16 protein-coding genes and 1 tRNA gene are annotated in these 14481 nt (G+C 66.2%); 9 read left to right on the forward strand and 8 right to left on the reverse strand.

Annotated elements, in window-relative coordinates; translation table 11 throughout:
• Window positions 1–28 precede the first annotated feature (28 nt).
• From CXY82_RS11745 to aceE, 6 genes are all read right to left on the reverse strand, one after another.
• Window positions 29–1264, reverse strand: coding sequence for a beta-ketoacyl synthase (locus CXY82_RS11745; RefSeq protein WP_104171085.1), 1236 nt, complete (start codon window positions 1262–1264; stop codon window positions 29–31).
• Between the two features lie 90 nt (window positions 1265–1354).
• Window positions 1355–1603, reverse strand: coding sequence for an acyl carrier protein (locus CXY82_RS11750; RefSeq protein WP_104171086.1), 249 nt, complete (start codon window positions 1601–1603; stop codon window positions 1355–1357).
• A gap of 64 nt (window positions 1604–1667) precedes the next feature.
• The gene (locus CXY82_RS11755; RefSeq protein ID WP_104171087.1) at window positions 1668–2672 is read right to left on the reverse strand and encodes a beta-ketoacyl-ACP synthase III; all 1005 of its coding nucleotides are present in this window, start codon (window positions 2670–2672) and stop codon (window positions 1668–1670) included.
• 12 nt (window positions 2673–2684) lie between these two features.
• Window positions 2685–3611, reverse strand: coding sequence for an ACP S-malonyltransferase (locus CXY82_RS11760; protein ID WP_104171088.1), 927 nt, complete (start codon window positions 3609–3611; stop codon window positions 2685–2687).
• A 105-nt stretch (window positions 3612–3716) separates the two neighbouring features.
• Window positions 3717–4922 (reverse strand): CdaR family transcriptional regulator, encoded by a 1206-nt coding sequence (locus CXY82_RS11765; RefSeq protein WP_104101895.1) that lies wholly within the window; start codon window positions 4920–4922, stop codon window positions 3717–3719.
• Between the two features lie 8 nt (window positions 4923–4930).
• The gene (gene aceE, locus CXY82_RS11770) at window positions 4931–7657 is read right to left on the reverse strand and encodes a pyruvate dehydrogenase (acetyl-transferring), homodimeric type (RefSeq protein ID WP_104171089.1); all 2727 of its coding nucleotides are present in this window, start codon (window positions 7655–7657) and stop codon (window positions 4931–4933) included.
• A gap of 256 nt (window positions 7658–7913) precedes the next feature.
• On the opposite strand from aceE, the gene CXY82_RS11775 reads away from it, so the two are divergent.
• The 9 genes from CXY82_RS11775 to CXY82_RS11810 all read left to right on the forward strand — a co-directional run bounded on the left by CXY82_RS11775 (window position 7914) and on the right by CXY82_RS11810 (window position 12732).
• The gene (locus tag CXY82_RS11775; RefSeq protein WP_104101900.1) at window positions 7914–8381 is read left to right on the forward strand and encodes a peroxiredoxin; all 468 of its coding nucleotides are present in this window, start codon (window positions 7914–7916) and stop codon (window positions 8379–8381) included.
• A gap of 71 nt (window positions 8382–8452) precedes the next feature.
• A tRNA-Val gene (locus tag CXY82_RS11780) sits at window positions 8453–8525 on the forward strand.
• Between the two features lie 88 nt (window positions 8526–8613).
• Window positions 8614–9066: an S-ribosylhomocysteine lyase gene (locus CXY82_RS11785; RefSeq protein WP_104171090.1), complete on the forward strand. Its 453-nt coding sequence runs from the start codon at window positions 8614–8616 to the stop codon at window positions 9064–9066.
• Complete coding sequence (gene mtnN, locus CXY82_RS11790) at window positions 9063–9788, forward strand: 5'-methylthioadenosine/S-adenosylhomocysteine nucleosidase (RefSeq protein ID WP_104171091.1); 726 nt, start codon at window positions 9063–9065, stop codon at window positions 9786–9788. Before CXY82_RS11785 ends, mtnN begins: the two co-directional genes overlap by 4 nt.
• Before the next feature lie 254 nt (window positions 9789–10042).
• Complete coding sequence (locus CXY82_RS11795) at window positions 10043–10291, forward strand: hypothetical protein (protein WP_104171092.1); 249 nt, start codon at window positions 10043–10045, stop codon at window positions 10289–10291.
• A 167-nt stretch (window positions 10292–10458) separates the two neighbouring features.
• Window positions 10459–11175: a hypothetical protein gene (locus CXY82_RS18630; RefSeq protein ID WP_370443705.1), complete on the forward strand. Its 717-nt coding sequence runs from the start codon at window positions 10459–10461 to the stop codon at window positions 11173–11175.
• Entirely contained in the window at window positions 11141–11332 is a 192-nt protein-coding gene (locus tag CXY82_RS18000) for an ANTAR domain-containing protein (protein ID WP_233199310.1), read from the forward strand. Before CXY82_RS18630 ends, CXY82_RS18000 begins: the two co-directional genes overlap by 35 nt.
• 79 nt (window positions 11333–11411) lie before the next feature.
• A complete protein-coding gene (locus CXY82_RS11805; RefSeq protein ID WP_104171093.1) occupies window positions 11412–11750 on the forward strand; it encodes a hypothetical protein in 339 nt (112 codons plus the stop codon).
• A 103-nt stretch (window positions 11751–11853) separates the two neighbouring features.
• Window positions 11854–12732, forward strand: a complete 879-nt coding sequence (locus CXY82_RS11810; RefSeq protein WP_104171094.1) for a universal stress protein — start codon at window positions 11854–11856, stop codon at window positions 12730–12732.
• 43 nt (window positions 12733–12775) lie between these two features.
• Here CXY82_RS11810 and CXY82_RS11815 read toward each other — a convergent pair whose 3' ends face one another.
• Together CXY82_RS11815 and CXY82_RS11820 are read right to left on the reverse strand one after the other, a co-directional pair.
• A complete protein-coding gene (locus CXY82_RS11815; RefSeq protein ID WP_104171095.1) occupies window positions 12776–13543 on the reverse strand; it encodes a universal stress protein in 768 nt (255 codons plus the stop codon).
• Window positions 13540–14454 carry a universal stress protein gene (locus CXY82_RS11820; protein WP_104171096.1) on the reverse strand — a complete coding sequence of 305 codons (915 nt, stop codon included), beginning with the start codon at window positions 14452–14454 and terminating at the stop codon, window positions 13540–13542. The genes CXY82_RS11815 and CXY82_RS11820 overlap by 4 nt, the downstream gene beginning before the upstream one ends.
• Window positions 14455–14481 lie beyond the last annotated feature (27 nt).

Here is a 14481-nt window from a genome sequence, read left to right on the forward strand (position 1 = left end):
GTGCAGGCGGGTTTTCCGCCGGGTGGAGCTAGACCGACCGGAACGCCACGACGGCGTTGTGACCGCCGAAACCGAACGAGTTACTGATGGCCAGCAGATCGCCGGAAGGCAACGTGCGCGGCATGGTCACCACGTCGAGCGGGATGCTCGGATCCTGGTTCAGCAGGTTGATGGTCGGCGGGGCCATGCGCTTGGCCAGAGCGAGAACCGTGAACAGGGCCTCAATCGCCCCGGCACCACCGAGGAGGTGACCGGTGGAAGCCTTGGTCGCCGACACCGGGATTCCGTCGAGCAGGTCGCCGAACACGCGGCGCAGTGCGTTGTACTCGGCGATGTCCCCGACCGGAGTGCTGGTCGCGTGCGCGTTGATGTGCGAGACATCCGCCAGGCTCGCGTCGGCATTCCTGATCGCGGTGATCATCGCGCGGGCCGCAGCCGTGCCATCGGGGTCTGGAGCGGTGATGTGGTACGCGTCACTGGTCACGGCACCACCAAGGAGCTCGGCGTAGATGCGCGCGCCGCGGGCCTTGGCGTGTTCTTCCGTCTCGACGACGAGCGCCGCGGCACCCTCACCGAGAACGAAGCCGTCCCGGGTGATGTCGTAGGGGCGCGACGCCGTGGCCGGGTCGTCGTTTCGCTTGGACAAGGCCTGCATGGCAGCGAAGGATGCGATCGGAAGCGGGTGAATTGCGGCCTCGGAGCCACCGGCGATGACGATGTCGGCGAGCCCGGCCTGCAGGCGGTTGTAGGCGTTCACGAGAGACTCGGTGCTCGAGGCGCACGCGGACACAACCGTGGTGATTCCGGCCCGGGCGTGAAGGTCCATTCCGATGGCCGCTCCCGGGCCGTTCGGCATGAGCATGGGCACGGTCATCGGCAGCACGCGGCGCGGACCGCGTTCGCGGAGGGTGTCCCACGCGTCGAGAAGGGTCCAGACTCCACCGATTCCGGTGGCCCAGTCGACGGCCAGCCGTTCGGGGTCTGCTTCGGGGGAGCCGGCATCCGCCCAGGCTTCACGCCCGGCAATCAACGCGAACTGGCTGGAGGGGTCGAGACGCTTCGTCTCGTGGCGGGCCAGAACGTCGACGGATGGAACCCTGGCCTGGGCGGCGAAGGTCACGGGGAGCTGAGTCCGGGCCACCCATTCGTGGTCTAGCGTGCTCGTCCCCGATTCGCCGGCGAGCAGGGCCGCCCAGCTGTCGGCGGCCGTGCCGCCGAGAGGGGAGGTCGCACCGATGCCGGTGATAACGATTTTTTTGGTCATAACGTTAACTCTCCGTGAGGCGTGCAAACGTGGGCATCACCCACAGATCAGGCCGGTCGGCAGATGCCGACCGGCCTGTTCATTTGTGGACTAGACCTGAGCCTTGACGATGAAGTCGACAGCGTTGCCGACGGACTTGAGGTTCTTGACCTCTTCGTCGGGGATCTTAACGTCGAACTTTTCTTCGGCGTTGACGACGATGGTCATCATCGAGATGGAATCGATGTCCAGATCATCGGTGAATGACTTCCCCATCTCAACTGTGTCGGTCGCGATGCCAGTCTCGTCGTTGATGAGTTCGGCCAGGCCGGCAAGAACTTCTTCGGTGGACAATGCCATGTTATTTCTCCTTGGGGGTGTCTCGTATGACCGAGATTCAGTTTAGAGGGGAGTTGAGTGAAATCTAGGGAAGCACGACGACCTGCGCGCCGAACACCAGTCCTGCTCCAAAGCCGATCTGGAGGGCGAGGCCACCGCTGAGCTCGGGGTGCTCTTCCAGGAGACGGTGGGTGGCCAGCGGGATCGACGCCGACGAGGTGTTCCCGGTGGTGGCGACATCGCGGGCGATGACGACCGAGTCGGGAAGCTTCAGTTGCTTGGCGAACTCGTCGATGATGCGCATATTGGCCTGGTGCGGGATGAAAGCGGCGAGCTGGTCGCTCTCGATTCCCGCGACCTGGAGAGCCTCCTTAGCCACCTTCGCCATGTTCCAGACGGCCCAGCGGAAAACCGTCTGGCCTTCCTGGCGCAGGGTGGGCCATTCGGATTCTCCGCGTCGGTATTCCTGCAGGGTGTGATTCATGGTGATGGCATCGGCCTTGGACCCGTCGGATCCCCACACGGTGGGTGCGATCCCCGGGAAGTCGCTCGGGCCGATGACGACGGCGCCGGCGCCGTCGCCGAGGAGGAACGAGATGCTGCGGTCCGTGGGGTCGACGAGGTCGGACAGCTTCTCGGCGCCGATGACGAGCGCGTAGTGGGCGGTGCCCGTGCGGATCAGGGAATCGGCTTGCGCCACGGCGTAGGTGTATCCGGCGCAGGCGGCGTTGACGTCGTAGGCGGCGGCGGGGTTGGCGCCGACCCGATCGGCGACCACGGCGGCAATGGACGGTGTCTGCCGGCCGTTGCTGATCGTGGCCACGATGACGGCGTCGATCAGGTGCGGCTGGATGCCGGACCTCTCTATGGCTTCGCGGGCGGCATCCGTCGCGAGGTCGACGGCCTGGATGTCCTGGCTCGCTCGGGTGCGGGTGATGATGCCGGTGCGCTGCTGGATCCATTCATCGGACGAATCGATCGGACCGACCAGGTCGTCGTTGGGCACGACTAGGTCCCCGCGGGCGGCGCCGATCGAGAGAATCCGGGTGTACTGGGGACCGTGCGATTGCTGGAGTGTTGGCTTGGACATATTCTCTTTCGGTCAGACTAGGTTCTGCTGGTCGATCAGGTCGAACGCAGCGGGCAGGTCGTCCGGCGTCCTGATCGCTATGCTGGGCACGCCCTTGAGGGCACGTTTGGCGAGGCCGACAAGAGCCCCAGCCGGTGCGACCTCAATGATTCCGGTCACGCCGGCATCCGCGAACGAACGCATGCACATATCCCACCGTACCGGCGAGGACACCTGATCAACCAGTAACTCCACGAACCGGGCACCGTTGGACACCGCGCTGCCGTCCCGGTTCGTCCAGATCGAAAGCGTGGGATCGGCGGGCGCGAGCAGCGCGGAGACACGGGTGAGGTGCTTCACCGCCGGGTGCATATACCGCGTGTGGAATGCACCAGCCACCTGCAGCGGAATCACCCGGGTGCGCGGATTGGGGTTCTTGCCGAGAGCGGCCAGAGCCGCGAGGGAGCCGGCGACGACGATCTGTCCGCCACCGTTGAAGTTGGCCGGCGCGAGGTCGAGTTCGTCGAGGCGGGCCAGGAGTTCGGTCTCATCGCCGCCCAGCACGGCGCTCATGCCGGAGGGCTCCAGCGCCGCGGCCTCGGCCATGGCTGTGCCGCGCTCGCGCACGAAACGCACGGCGTCCGCCGCGCTGAGGATGCCTGCGCCGGCTGCGGCGGTGATCTCGCCCACCGAGTGACCGGCGATACCGGTGATGCGCTCCCGCCGTCCGTCGGCGAGGAGTGCGTTCAACGTGAGGAGTCCGGCGGCTACGATCAGCGGCTGGGCGATTCGGGTGTCCCGAATGGTGTCGGCGTCGCTCACGGTGCCGTGGCGCATCAGATCAATTCCGCAGGCCGCGGAGATCTCGTCCAGGCCGGCGGCGAAAGTGGGGTTCCGAAGCCAGGGCTCGAGGAAACCGGGGGTTTGTGAGCCCTGACCGGGGCAGACGACAACAATCATTGATCCAGTCTCCCAACCTCGTTTGTTGCGGGCGTGTCGGAGATCCACCAACTATTTGCGGAGTGTTTGTCGAATCTCGTTAGTTCGGCACCTCTGACGCCGCGATTAACGCCGGCGTGTTGAGCCGTCGTGGTCGCTGATCGACCCGATGATCAGGGCGGCCTGCAGGATGAGGGCCTCACGGGCGCCCGTGGCGTCGTAGCCGATGACCTCTGACACCCGCTTCAGGCGGTAGCGCACGGTGTTCGGGTGTACGAACAGTTCCCGGGCGGTGGCTTCCAGGGAGCGACCGTTGTCCAGGTAGCACCAGAGTGTGGTGAGCAGCTCGGTCGAATGCGCCTGCAGCGGGCGGTAGATCCGGTGGATCAGCGTGGCGCGGGCAAGCGGATCGCCGGCCAGCGCCCGCTCGGGGAGCAGATCGTCCGCCTGTACAGGGCGTGGGGCGTTGCGCCAGGAGCGCGCCACGGCGAAGCCGGCCAAGGCGGCCTTAGCGCTCTTGGACGCGTCGACGAGATTCGGCACCTCGTGGCCGAGCACCAGGTGGCCGGCGCCGAAGCTCGGCTCGAGCTGCACCGCGATCTCCATGAAGCTGAGAGCGGAGGCCGTGCCGATCGCGTCATCCGTCTCGGTCGGCGACGGGTGGGCCCGGCCGATGACCAGGACGAGCCGGTTGCCCTGCACCCCGATCAGAACGTCGGCGGCCATGTGGCGGGCCGAGCGACGCAGCTGGTCGACGTCGAGCATCTTGGGTGTCGTGCCCACGAGCACGCAGACCTCGCCGTGCCCGTGCCAGCCGAGGGCCGCGATCCGGCTGGGCAGTTCGTCGTCGTACTCGCCGCTCAGGATCGAGTCGACGACCAGGGCCTCGAGGCGTACATCCCAGAGGCCGCGTGCCTCGGCTGCCCGGGCATAGACATCCGCCGCGCCGAAGGCGATTTCGCGGGAGTACAGCAGGATGGCCTCCCGCAGGATTTCCCCGCCGTCTTTGACCCGCTCCTCCACCACCTCGACGGTGACGCGAATTAGCTGCAGGGTCTGCTGCAGGCTGATTGAGCGCAGCAGTTCACGCGGAGCGGCACCGAAGACGTCGGCCGCGATCCAGGGGGTGGACCGCGGGTCGTCAAACCACGAGATGAACGACGTGATCCCGGCCTGGGCGACCAGGCCCACGGCGGAACGCCGCCCGGGCGGCATATCGCCGTACCAGGGCAGCGTGTCCTCGAGACGCTTCAGCGTCGCCGTGGAAAGCTCCCCGGATATCGTTCGCAGCCAGCTGAGCGTCTGTTCCTTCGTCTTCGGTGTGGGTGCCACGGGGGCTGTTAGCTCTCGCCCCCGGCGGAACCGGTAGTTCCCGCCGTTACGTCGTGCAACCGGTACTTCGCAATCGCCTGGCCGACGACGCTGCGGTCGACCTCGCCTCGGCGAGCGAGAAGTTCGAGTGCGCGCACCACCATCGACGGTCCGTCGATCTTGAAGTAGCGGCGGGCCGCCGGGCGGGTGTCGGAGAAACCGAACCCGTCGGCGCCGAGGGTCGCGAAGTCGCCGGGCACGAACTGCCGGATCTGATCGGGCACCGCATGCATGAAGTCGGTGACGGCGATGAACGGTCCGGCGGTGCCGGCCAGCTTCTCCGTCACATAGGGGATCTGCGGCGCGTCGTCCGGGTAGAGGAAGTTGTGTTCCTCGACCGCGATGCCATCGCGACGCAGTTCGGCCCAGGAGGTGACCGACCAGACGTCGGCGGACACTCCCCAGTCCTCGGCCAAAAGGGCCTGGGCCTCGAGTGCCCAGGGCACGGAGACGCCGGAGGCCAACAGCTGCGCCTTCGGACCCGACACATCGGACGCGCTGACGCGGTGGATGCCGCGCACGATGCCGTCCACGTCCACGTCGTCGGGCTCGCGCGGCTGTACCTGCGGCTCGTTGTAGACCGTGATGTAGTACATGACGTTGGGGTCGGCGTGCGTTCCTCCGTACATCCGCTCGAGTCCCGACCGCACGATGTGCCCGATCTCGTAGCCGTAGGCCGGGTCGTACGAGACCACGGCGGGGTTCGTCGAGGCCAGCAGCGGCGAGTGGCCGTCGGCGTGCTGCAGGCCTTCACCGGTGAGGGTGGTGCGTCCGGCGGTGGCGCCGATCATGAACCCGCGGGTCATCTGATCGCCCGCGGCCCACATGGCGTCGCCCGTGCGCTGGAAGCCGAACATCGAGTAGAAGACGTAGATCGGGATGAGCGGCTCACCCTGCGTTGCGTACGACGTGCCCACGTTGGTGAAGGCAGCCATCGCGCCGGCTTCGTTGATCCCCACGTGCAGGATCTGGCCCTGCGGGCTCTCCTTGTACGCCAAAAGCTGCGCGTGGTCGACCGAGGTATACTGCTGGCCGCTGGGGTTGTAGATCTTGGCGTTCGGGAAGAACGCGTCGATGCCGAAGGTGCGAGCCTCGTCCGGGATGATCGGCACGATGCGGTGTCCGAAGTCCTTGGCGCGCAGCAGTTCCTTGAGCAGCCGCACGAAGGCCATCGTGGTCGCGATCTCCTGCGTGCCGGAACCCTTCTTGGTGGGAGCGTAGGTCGCGTCGCCCGGCAGGGTGATCTGCGTGTACTTGCTGCGACGCTCCGGCACGTACCCGCCGAGCGCGCGGCGGCGCTCATGCAGGTACTGGATCGCCTCATCGTCCTCGTCCGGCTTGAAGTACGGCGGGAGGTAGGGGTTCTCCTCGAGCTGGGCATCCGTGATCGGCATGTGAGTGCTGTCGCGGAACGTCTTGAGGTTGTCGAGGGTGAACTTCTTCATCTGGTGGGTCGCGTTGCGGCCCTCGAAGCTCGGGCCGAGGGCGTAACCCTTGACCGTCTTGGCCAGGATGACGGTCGGCTGGCCCTTGTGCTCGGATGCGGCCTTGAATGCCGCGTAGACCTTGCGGTAGTCGTGGCCACCGCGCTTGAGGTTCCAGATGTCGTCGTCGGTGTAACCCCCGACGAGCTTGAGCGCGCGGGGGTCGCGGCCGAAGAAGTGCTCGCGCACGTACGCACCGCTCTCGGCCTTGTACGTCTGGTAGTCGCCGTCGGGGGTGGCGTTCATCAGGTCGCGCAGGGCGCCATCGGTGTCGCGGGAGAGCAGCTCGTCCCACTCGCGACCCCAGACGACCTTGATGACGTTCCAGCCGGCGCCGCGGAAGAAGCTTTCTAGTTCCTGGATGATCTTGCCGTTGCCGCGTACCGGGCCGTCGAGGCGCTGGAGGTTGCAGTTGACGATGAAATTGAGGTTGTCGAGACCCTCGTTGGCGGCAACCTGCAGCTGCCCGCGGCTCTCGACCTCGTCCATCTCGCCGTCGCCGAGAAACGCCCAGACCTGCTGGTCGCTGGCGTCCTTGATCCCGCGGTTGGTGAGGTACCGGTTGGTTTGCGCCTGGTAGATGGCGTTGATCGGGCCGAGTCCCATGGAGACCGTCGGGAACTGCCAAAATTCCGGCATCAGTCGCGGGTGCGGGTAGGAGGACAGCCCGTTGGGGCCGTGGGACTTCTCCTGGCGGAATCCGTCGAGTTGGTCGGTGCTCAGGCGGCCCTCGAGGAAGGCCCGCGCGTAGGTTCCGGGGGAGGCATGGCCCTGGATGAAGATCTGGTCTCCGCCGCCCGGGTGGTCCTGGCCGCGGAAGAAGTGGTTGAAGCCGACCTCGTAGAGGGCAGCGGAGGATGCATAGGTCGAGATGTGGCCGCCGACGGAGATGCCGGGGCGCTGAGCGCGGTGCACGAGAACGGCGGCGTTCCAGCGTATCCAGGCGCGGTAGCGGCGCTCGATGTCTTCGTCACCGGGGAAGTCGGGTTCATTGCCGGCCGCGATGGTATTGATGTAGTCCGTGGTCGGCACCATGGGCACGCCGAGGTGCAGTTCCTTGGAGCGTTTCAGGAGCGTCAGCATGATCTCCCGACCACGCTGGTGACCGTGGGCCGATACGAGCGCGTCCAGCGATTCCGACCATTCGGCGGTTTCCTCCGGGTCCGCATCCGTGCTGTTAACCGAATACGGGTCCTGGTCGTTGACAGTCACACTCGACCTCTCTCTGTTGGGCAGACCATCGAAGCGAACCTGCCAAGTTAGCGGTGCCGGATGACGGTCGGATCACGACCGATGGCACCACGCAAGCCTACAGATTTTGCCTTCGGTTTGTGCGCGGTCGGTGAGCGCCGTTCGGGCCGGGAATCGAGGGTCCCTCGGGACGCTCATCTTGGTTCCGGCAGGAGGCGGGGCTAGGCTGTGGCGTCGCCTTGCATCGTTCCCGTGGGCGCACGAAAGGAAGCGCTCCATGGCGTTGGAAAATGACACCCAGGCTCCTGATTTCGAGCTCTTCAACCAGTTCGGCGAGCGGGTGCAGCTCAGCGAGTTCCGCGGGAAGAAGTCGGTCGCCCTGGTCTTCTTCCCCCTGGCGTTCTCCGGAATCTGCAGTGGCGAGTTGTGCGAGCTGCGGGACAACCTGTCGTTGTTCGTCGCCAATGAGGTGGAACTGCTCGGCATCTCGGTCGATTCCCGTCACGCCCTGCGTGCCTGGGGGGAACAGGAACGGTACACCTTCGACCTCCTGGCCGACTTCTGGCCGCACGGTGCGGTCGCTAAGGAATACGGGGTGTTCCTCGAGCAAAAGGGCTTTGCGAACCGGGCCACGTTCTTGATCGACCCTGAGGGGATCATCCGGGCCAGCTTCATCACCGCGCCGGGCGAGCCCCGGTCGTTGGAGGCCTACCGGGCTGCGATCGGCGAACTCCAGCCGGCTTGAACCCGGCCGCGGTCCACCCGGCGCGCAGAATCTGTATGATGGACCACGGCCTTCACCGGCCGTTGCGTCAGGGGCCTTTAGCTCAGTTGGTAGAGCGCCACGTTTACACCGTGGATGTCATCGGTTCGAGCCCGGTAGGGCCCACACATAACCCCCTGATCACGTCCGTTGCGAACGAGCCCCAGCCGAGTGCCACGACAGTTTCCAGGGAGAACACGTGAATCAGCCACGCATGAACGTCGAATCGTTCAACCTCGATCACCGTACGGTTGTCGCACCCTACGTGCGCCTGGCCGATACCAAGATGCTGCCGCAGGGGGACACCATCGTGAAGTACGACGTGCGCTTCACCCAGCCCAACGTCCTTCACCTGGAGATGCCGGCAGTGCACTCGATCGAGCACCTCTTCGCCGAGCACTCCCGCAACCATTCCACCCGAGTCATCGACTTCTCGCCGATGGGCTGTCAAACCGGTTTCTACCTCATTCTGCAGGGGCAGCCGGAGTACGCCGAGGTCCTCGAGTTGATCGAGGCCACCATGACCGACATCCTCGGCGCCACCGAGGTGCCCGCCGCCAACGAGGTTCAGTGCGGGTGGGGAGCCAACCACTCGTTGGCAGCCGCCCAGGACGCCGTGAAGGTCTTCCTGGCCGCCCGCGGCGCCTGGGCCACCGTCACCGCATGACGACCGTCGACGCGATCATTCTGGTCGCGATGGAGGAGGAGGCCGCTCCGTTCCTGGCGGCGGCCACCGCTTCCGCGCCGCCGGTCGCCATCGGCAGGGCCCGCCGGCACCGCCTCACCCTGGCCGGGCGTGAAGTGCTGCTCGTGCAGAGCGGCATCGGGCTGGTCAACGCGGCCGGTGGGACGACATCCGCACTCCTCTTTGTGCGCGCCGAGGACCCCGAGGCGTCGCCGCTGGTGATCAGCGCGGGTTCGGCCGGCGGGGTGGGTGCCCAGGTGCGGGTGGGCGAGGTGGTCATCGGGAGCGAATACCTCAACAGCGACGCTGACGCACGCGTCTTCGGGTACGCGCTCGGCCAGGTGCCCGGCATGCCGGCTCGCTACGAGGGCGCGACTGAGGCGCTGCGCGGCGCCGAGTCGGCTGCCCGGATGCCCGACGGATCGGCGCTGGTCGTGCGCCGCGGGCTGCTGGTCTCCAACGACGCCTTCGTAAACATGGAGCGCGCAGAGAGCCTCCGCGTGCTGTTCCCCGGGGTTCTCGCCACCGACATGGAATCCGTGGGCGCTGCTCAAACCTGCTTCGCTTATGGCGTACCGTTCGTGGCGGTCCGCGGCATCTCCGACCTGTGCGGACCGATTGACGATCACCTCACCCACATCGACGACGCGGCCGACCGCTCGGCCGCGGTCGTGCTGGAGATGCTGCGCAGGTTCGCCGACTGACTCGGCCTACGCCCCATCCGGCCGTCACCGATCCTCGGTGCGTGCAAAGGTCGGACGCAGGTTCTTTAATCGCTCTGCGGAGCCGGGTTCCGCGCGATACGCTGGAAACGGCGTGACTGAGAAAGTCGCTGCCCGCCGCGGAATAATCGTTGCTTTCCCGCGGAGTCGAGTGGTCGTGAAGGCACCGTTCACACTCACGCGCGAGCGACTTCGATGCGAGTAATTTCGACCCGAGTAACGGATGCCATGGGGGGGTGAACGTCGTCATGTCCCGGTCTGACCGTCAATCGTTCGGCCTCGCCGTCGAGGAGTTGCCCAACGCGCACCTGAACAGCACGCACCTGTGTTCGTCGTTCCTGCGGGTGCTGCCCGTCACCGGCGTGGCGATCTCCACCCTCGGCGCACCGTTCGGCACCGAAACCGTGTGCGCGAGCGACGTCGAAGGCGTGTTCGCGTTCCCGATGGTCGTCGGAACGTTGGACATCGGAGCGGTTGACCTGTAATCCCGCCGCCCCCGCACCCTGACCGGACTTGAGATCGCGACGCCACGATGCTGGTCGGGATCGCCGCCCGGCAGGTGCTTCGGCGCGTCCTGCTCGAGCATACGGTGAAGCCGGACCCTGACGCCGACGAGGGCTACTCGCGTCGCTTCGTGCACCAGGCGACGGGGATGGTACTGGCCCAGTTGAACGTGGGAGCCTCGGATGCCCTCCTGATCCTCCAGGGCTACGCGTTCTCCCACGCGCGCACGGTCCGCGAGGTAGCGGACGATGTTGTGGCGCGAAGGGTCGATTTTACATCAGAATTAGACCGGTATTGGGATGGAATTATGGTGACCAGAACACGTGAAGGTCAGTTGGTTGAGACCTTCGTCACGCTGGCCGACCCGCTTGTCGTCGGGTACGACGTCGTCGACCTGCTGCACACACTCGTAGAGACCTGCGCCACACTCTTCGGGGCGTCCGCGGTCGGGATCATCCTCTCCGCCTACAACGACAACGATCTCGAGGTAATGGCCTCAACCAACGAACGAAGTCGCCTGATTGAGATCCTGCAGCTGCGGGCCGGCAATGGGCCGTGCGTCGAGTGCTACACGACCGGCTACCCGTGGCCATTCCCGACCTCTATGTCCTCGCCCCGGCGTGGCCACGGTTCCGGGCGGGAGCGCTCGAACTCGGCTTCAAGTCGATGCATTCGGTTCCCCTGCGGCTGCGAGCGACGACCATCGGATCGCTCAATCTCTTCTGGGATTGCCTCGGCGGTCTGGGAGCGGAGGACCTGCGCACGTTCAGGCGCTGGCCGACACCGCCACCATCGGCATTCTTCAGGAACGCGCCATCAGGGAGAGCGGCGTGGCTCGGGCGCAGCTGCAACGCGCGCTCAGTAACCGCGTTCTAATCGAGCAGGCCAAGGGCGTCGTCGCTCTCACCCACACCGTCGACATGGAAGAGGCCTTCGCGATCCTGCGTCAATATGCCCGCGACAACGGCCAGCGGCTGGTCGAGGTTGCCGAACAGGTTGTGAACCGAACCCTCGACCTATAAACCCCGCACGGTCTAGAATTGGAATATGCCCCAGACCCTGGCTGCACATGTCCATTTCGTGAACAATCAGGGGTCTACCATGAAGCGTCTATTTCACCCCGGCGGATCGGTCATCACGGGCGATGACCTTGCGGATGCCGTCATGCACTATGCCGAGGCGTTGAGTCTCCGTCCCCAGGTCGATGTCGTCGACATCCCGATCGTCAAAGAGACCGGCCTGCTGGGTCGCATCCAGATCCTGATCGGCGGATCCGGCCAATTGGTCTGCGTTACTGCCGGTTCCGCACGGTCAGAGCTGCTGGAGCCGGAGACGGTGGACACTCTCCGCCATAAGGCCCTGGTCGGCACGGCCTCGGGCCGAGCCTCGTGGACGGGCGACGGCCTGGATTCGCCACAGTTCGACGAGTTCGACTACTGACGTCCTGACCGACGCCGGGACTTTCGGCCCTGTTCTGTCGGATCGTCGCGCGACATCGTAGACCCCGTTCTGCCCGCTGTGCCGGGGAGCTGAGGAGGTCGTCATGGACAACCGTGTTGTAGTGGGGGTCAGCGGTCGGCCGGCGGCTCGGGCTGCGCTGCAGTGGGCGATCGACTATGCGCGTCCCCGGCGCCTGGAGATCGAGTTGGTGCACGTCCTCGACGCGACCTTCGGCACGACCACGGTCGGGTTTCTGCACTCGGCCCGCGAGCAGGCCGAACTGTTGCTCGCCCGTGAGGGCGAGGAGGCCCGCAGTGTCGCTCCTGACCTGACTTTTCGCACGACGGTCCTCGAGGGCTCGCCCACCGGGGCCCTCACCGACTGGGCAGTCGGCGCGCAACTCCTCGTTGTGGACTCGCACGCCCTGCGCCGGTTTCGGGACTATGTCTTCAGCACCCAAGCCGCGCAGATCGCGGCTTACGCCGGCGGTTCCGTCGTCGTCGTGCCCGAGCGGGAGGAACAGCGCGGCACCGGCGTCGTCGTCGGGGTGGACGGTTCCGAGGCATCCCTCGCCGCCGTGACATTCGCCGCGGATCAGGCGGACCGCCTGGGCGAGCGGTTGACGGCGCTGTACTGCTGGAGCGCACCGGCCCCTTGGACCGAAGAGCGCGCCATGATCGACTGGCCGATGGTGCCCGATGAGGCGGACCGCGTGGTCCTCGCCGAAGCGGTGGCGGGACTGGCCGAACGCTATCCGGACCTGGTGCTTGACCTGCGGCTCGACCTCGGGTTGCCGGCGGACGCACTCGTGTCGGCGGCGACCGGTGCGCGGCTTCTCGTTGTGGGCAGCCACGGTCGTCACGGGTTCGCTCGCTTCTGGCTGGGTTCGGTCAGTCATGTGATCGTTTTGACCATGCCCTGCCCAGTCGCCGTGATCAGGGTCGCCGTCACCGAGACCGGACCGGTCAGCGAACCCGTCTAAATGATTCACAACGCTCGAATCGGAGCGTGCGAATCGGAGGGTGTCAGTCGGACCGTGCGATCAGCACAGGCACGTTGATTTTCATCAGGACGTCGTGGATGACTGAATCGATCACCGACTGGGTCACGGGCCTCGGATGTGAAACTCCGAGCACAGTATGGCAGCTTCGCTGCCGACATCGAGCAGAGCCTCGGCCGGCGGCCGATGCACCAGCCGGGGAATCACGAACACACCGGGGGTCGCGGCAGTCGCGAGCTCCGGGCTCCGCACGCAAAGTCGACGGCGCATGCACGAGGATGAGTTCGTGGCCAAGGCGGCGCGCCTCCTGGGCGCCGCGAATGACGGCCGAGGTGGATCCCTCGAAACGGTCGACACCCACGACGACTCCACTTCGGCTGTCTGTGGTCGATTCCGGCACCACGGCGACGGTGCAGCCGGCCGCCGCGGCGATCTGAACGCTGCGCGAGCCGAGCACGTGTCCGCTCAGGGAGCCAGTCTTGTGGGTTCCGGCGACCAAAACATCGTCGGATGTCGGCATTGCGGCGAGCGTCCAGGCGGGAGACCCGTGCAGGACGAGCGCGCCGATGTCCAGCCCGGGATGCGTCTTCGCCGCGGTGATCTCCTGCGTGAGCAGACTGCTCGCCCGGCGCTCGGCCTCCCGCGCGTAGTCGGGACCCAGCAGCCCCCACTCATCGTCGACGACGTGCACCAGGACCATGGGCGACCCGTCCGCTTCCGCCCGAGCCAGACCCCAGCGGAAGGCGGACCGGCTCGGATCCGATCCGTCGAATCCGATGTAGGAGGTGTTCACCGCTTCTTCACACCTTCCGTGGAGTCCGGTCGGGACTCGGCGCGTTCACCGGCCGGGCGGGGGACCACAGCGACCGGGCACGGCAGGTTCATCAGCACGTCGTGGCTGACCGAACCGAGAAAGAGGCTGCCGACGGCACCCCGGCCGTGTGTGCCGACGACGACGAGGGACGCCGTTTGGGAGGCGTTCACGAGCACGGATGCCGCGGTGCCCTGTTCCAGAACCTCGGCGATATGCAGCGCCGGATGCGCGTCGCGAACCCTCCTCGTTGCCCCCGACAGGATGCGCGCGTGGGCGTCCCGTATCTCCTCGTAGGGCAGGACGGCACCGTATTCGACGGCCACGGTCGCGGGAATGTTCCAGGCATGGACGATATCGAGAGGGAGTTTGTAACGCTCGGCTTCGCGGGCCGCGAAGTCAACGGCGACCAGAGCCGTGACGTCGTTCTCCATGCCCACGACGATGTGGCCGCCACGTGCCTGCCAGTTGACGGGGACGACGACGACGGGGCATCGGGCGTGGGCCGCGAGGCGAAGGGGAAGGGTGCCGAAGACCGTCCCGGCGAGAACACCGGTCTTGTTCGTGCCGATGACCAGAAGGTCGGCGGTCGCCGACGCCCGCGCCAGCTCATCGACCGGGACGCCATGTCGGATGTAGCTCGTCTTCCGGCAGGAAGGCGCCACCTGTTCGACCCGTCGAAGGGCTTCCGCGAGCGGGCGCTCGTAGGCAGGCTGGCTGGAATAGTCCGATCCCTCAGCGGGGTACCAGCCCAGCTCCACCACCGTGGTGAGTTCGAGTTGCACGGGCGTGCCCTGCATCCGTTCGAGCGTCACGACCCGGTCGAGTGCCCACTCCAGGGCCGCCTTGCTCGCGGCCCCACCGTCAATGGCGACGATCACTTTTTCAACCATGGGTGTGACTCCTGCTCTGGGGTGGAA

Source organism: Cryobacterium sp. M23, from assembly GCF_002929655.1.
Lineage (GTDB): Bacteria > Actinomycetota > Actinomycetes > Actinomycetales > Microbacteriaceae > Cryobacterium > Cryobacterium sandaracinum.

What these genes read in the sequence shown, in the direction of transcription:
- CXY82_RS11745 (WP_104171085.1), bottom strand. Translation starts at nt 1,264, where the DNA reads ATGACCAAAAAAATCGTTATCACCGGCATCGGTGCGACCTCCCCTCTC.
- CXY82_RS11750 (WP_104171086.1), bottom strand. Translation starts at nt 1,603, where the DNA reads ATGGCATTGTCCACCGAAGAAGTTCTTGCCGGCCTGGCCGAACTCATC.
- CXY82_RS11755 (WP_104171087.1), bottom strand. Translation starts at nt 2,672, where the DNA reads ATGTCCAAGCCAACACTCCAGCAATCGCACGGTCCCCAGTACACCCGG.
- CXY82_RS11760 (WP_104171088.1), bottom strand. Translation starts at nt 3,611, where the DNA reads ATGATTGTTGTCGTCTGCCCCGGTCAGGGCTCACAAACCCCCGGTTTC.
- CXY82_RS11775 (WP_104101900.1), top strand. Translation starts at nt 7,914, where the DNA reads ATGGCGTTGGAAAATGACACCCAGGCTCCTGATTTCGAGCTCTTCAAC.
- CXY82_RS11785 (WP_104171090.1), top strand. Translation starts at nt 8,614, where the DNA reads ATGAACGTCGAATCGTTCAACCTCGATCACCGTACGGTTGTCGCACCC.
- mtnN (WP_104171091.1), top strand. Translation starts at nt 9,063, where the DNA reads ATGACGACCGTCGACGCGATCATTCTGGTCGCGATGGAGGAGGAGGCC.
- CXY82_RS18630 (WP_370443705.1), top strand. Translation starts at nt 10,459, where the DNA reads ATGGTACTGGCCCAGTTGAACGTGGGAGCCTCGGATGCCCTCCTGATC.
- CXY82_RS11805 (WP_104171093.1), top strand. Translation starts at nt 11,412, where the DNA reads ATGAAGCGTCTATTTCACCCCGGCGGATCGGTCATCACGGGCGATGAC.
- CXY82_RS11810 (WP_104171094.1), top strand. Translation starts at nt 11,854, where the DNA reads ATGGACAACCGTGTTGTAGTGGGGGTCAGCGGTCGGCCGGCGGCTCGG.
- CXY82_RS11820 (WP_104171096.1), bottom strand. Translation starts at nt 14,454, where the DNA reads ATGGTTGAAAAAGTGATCGTCGCCATTGACGGTGGGGCCGCGAGCAAG.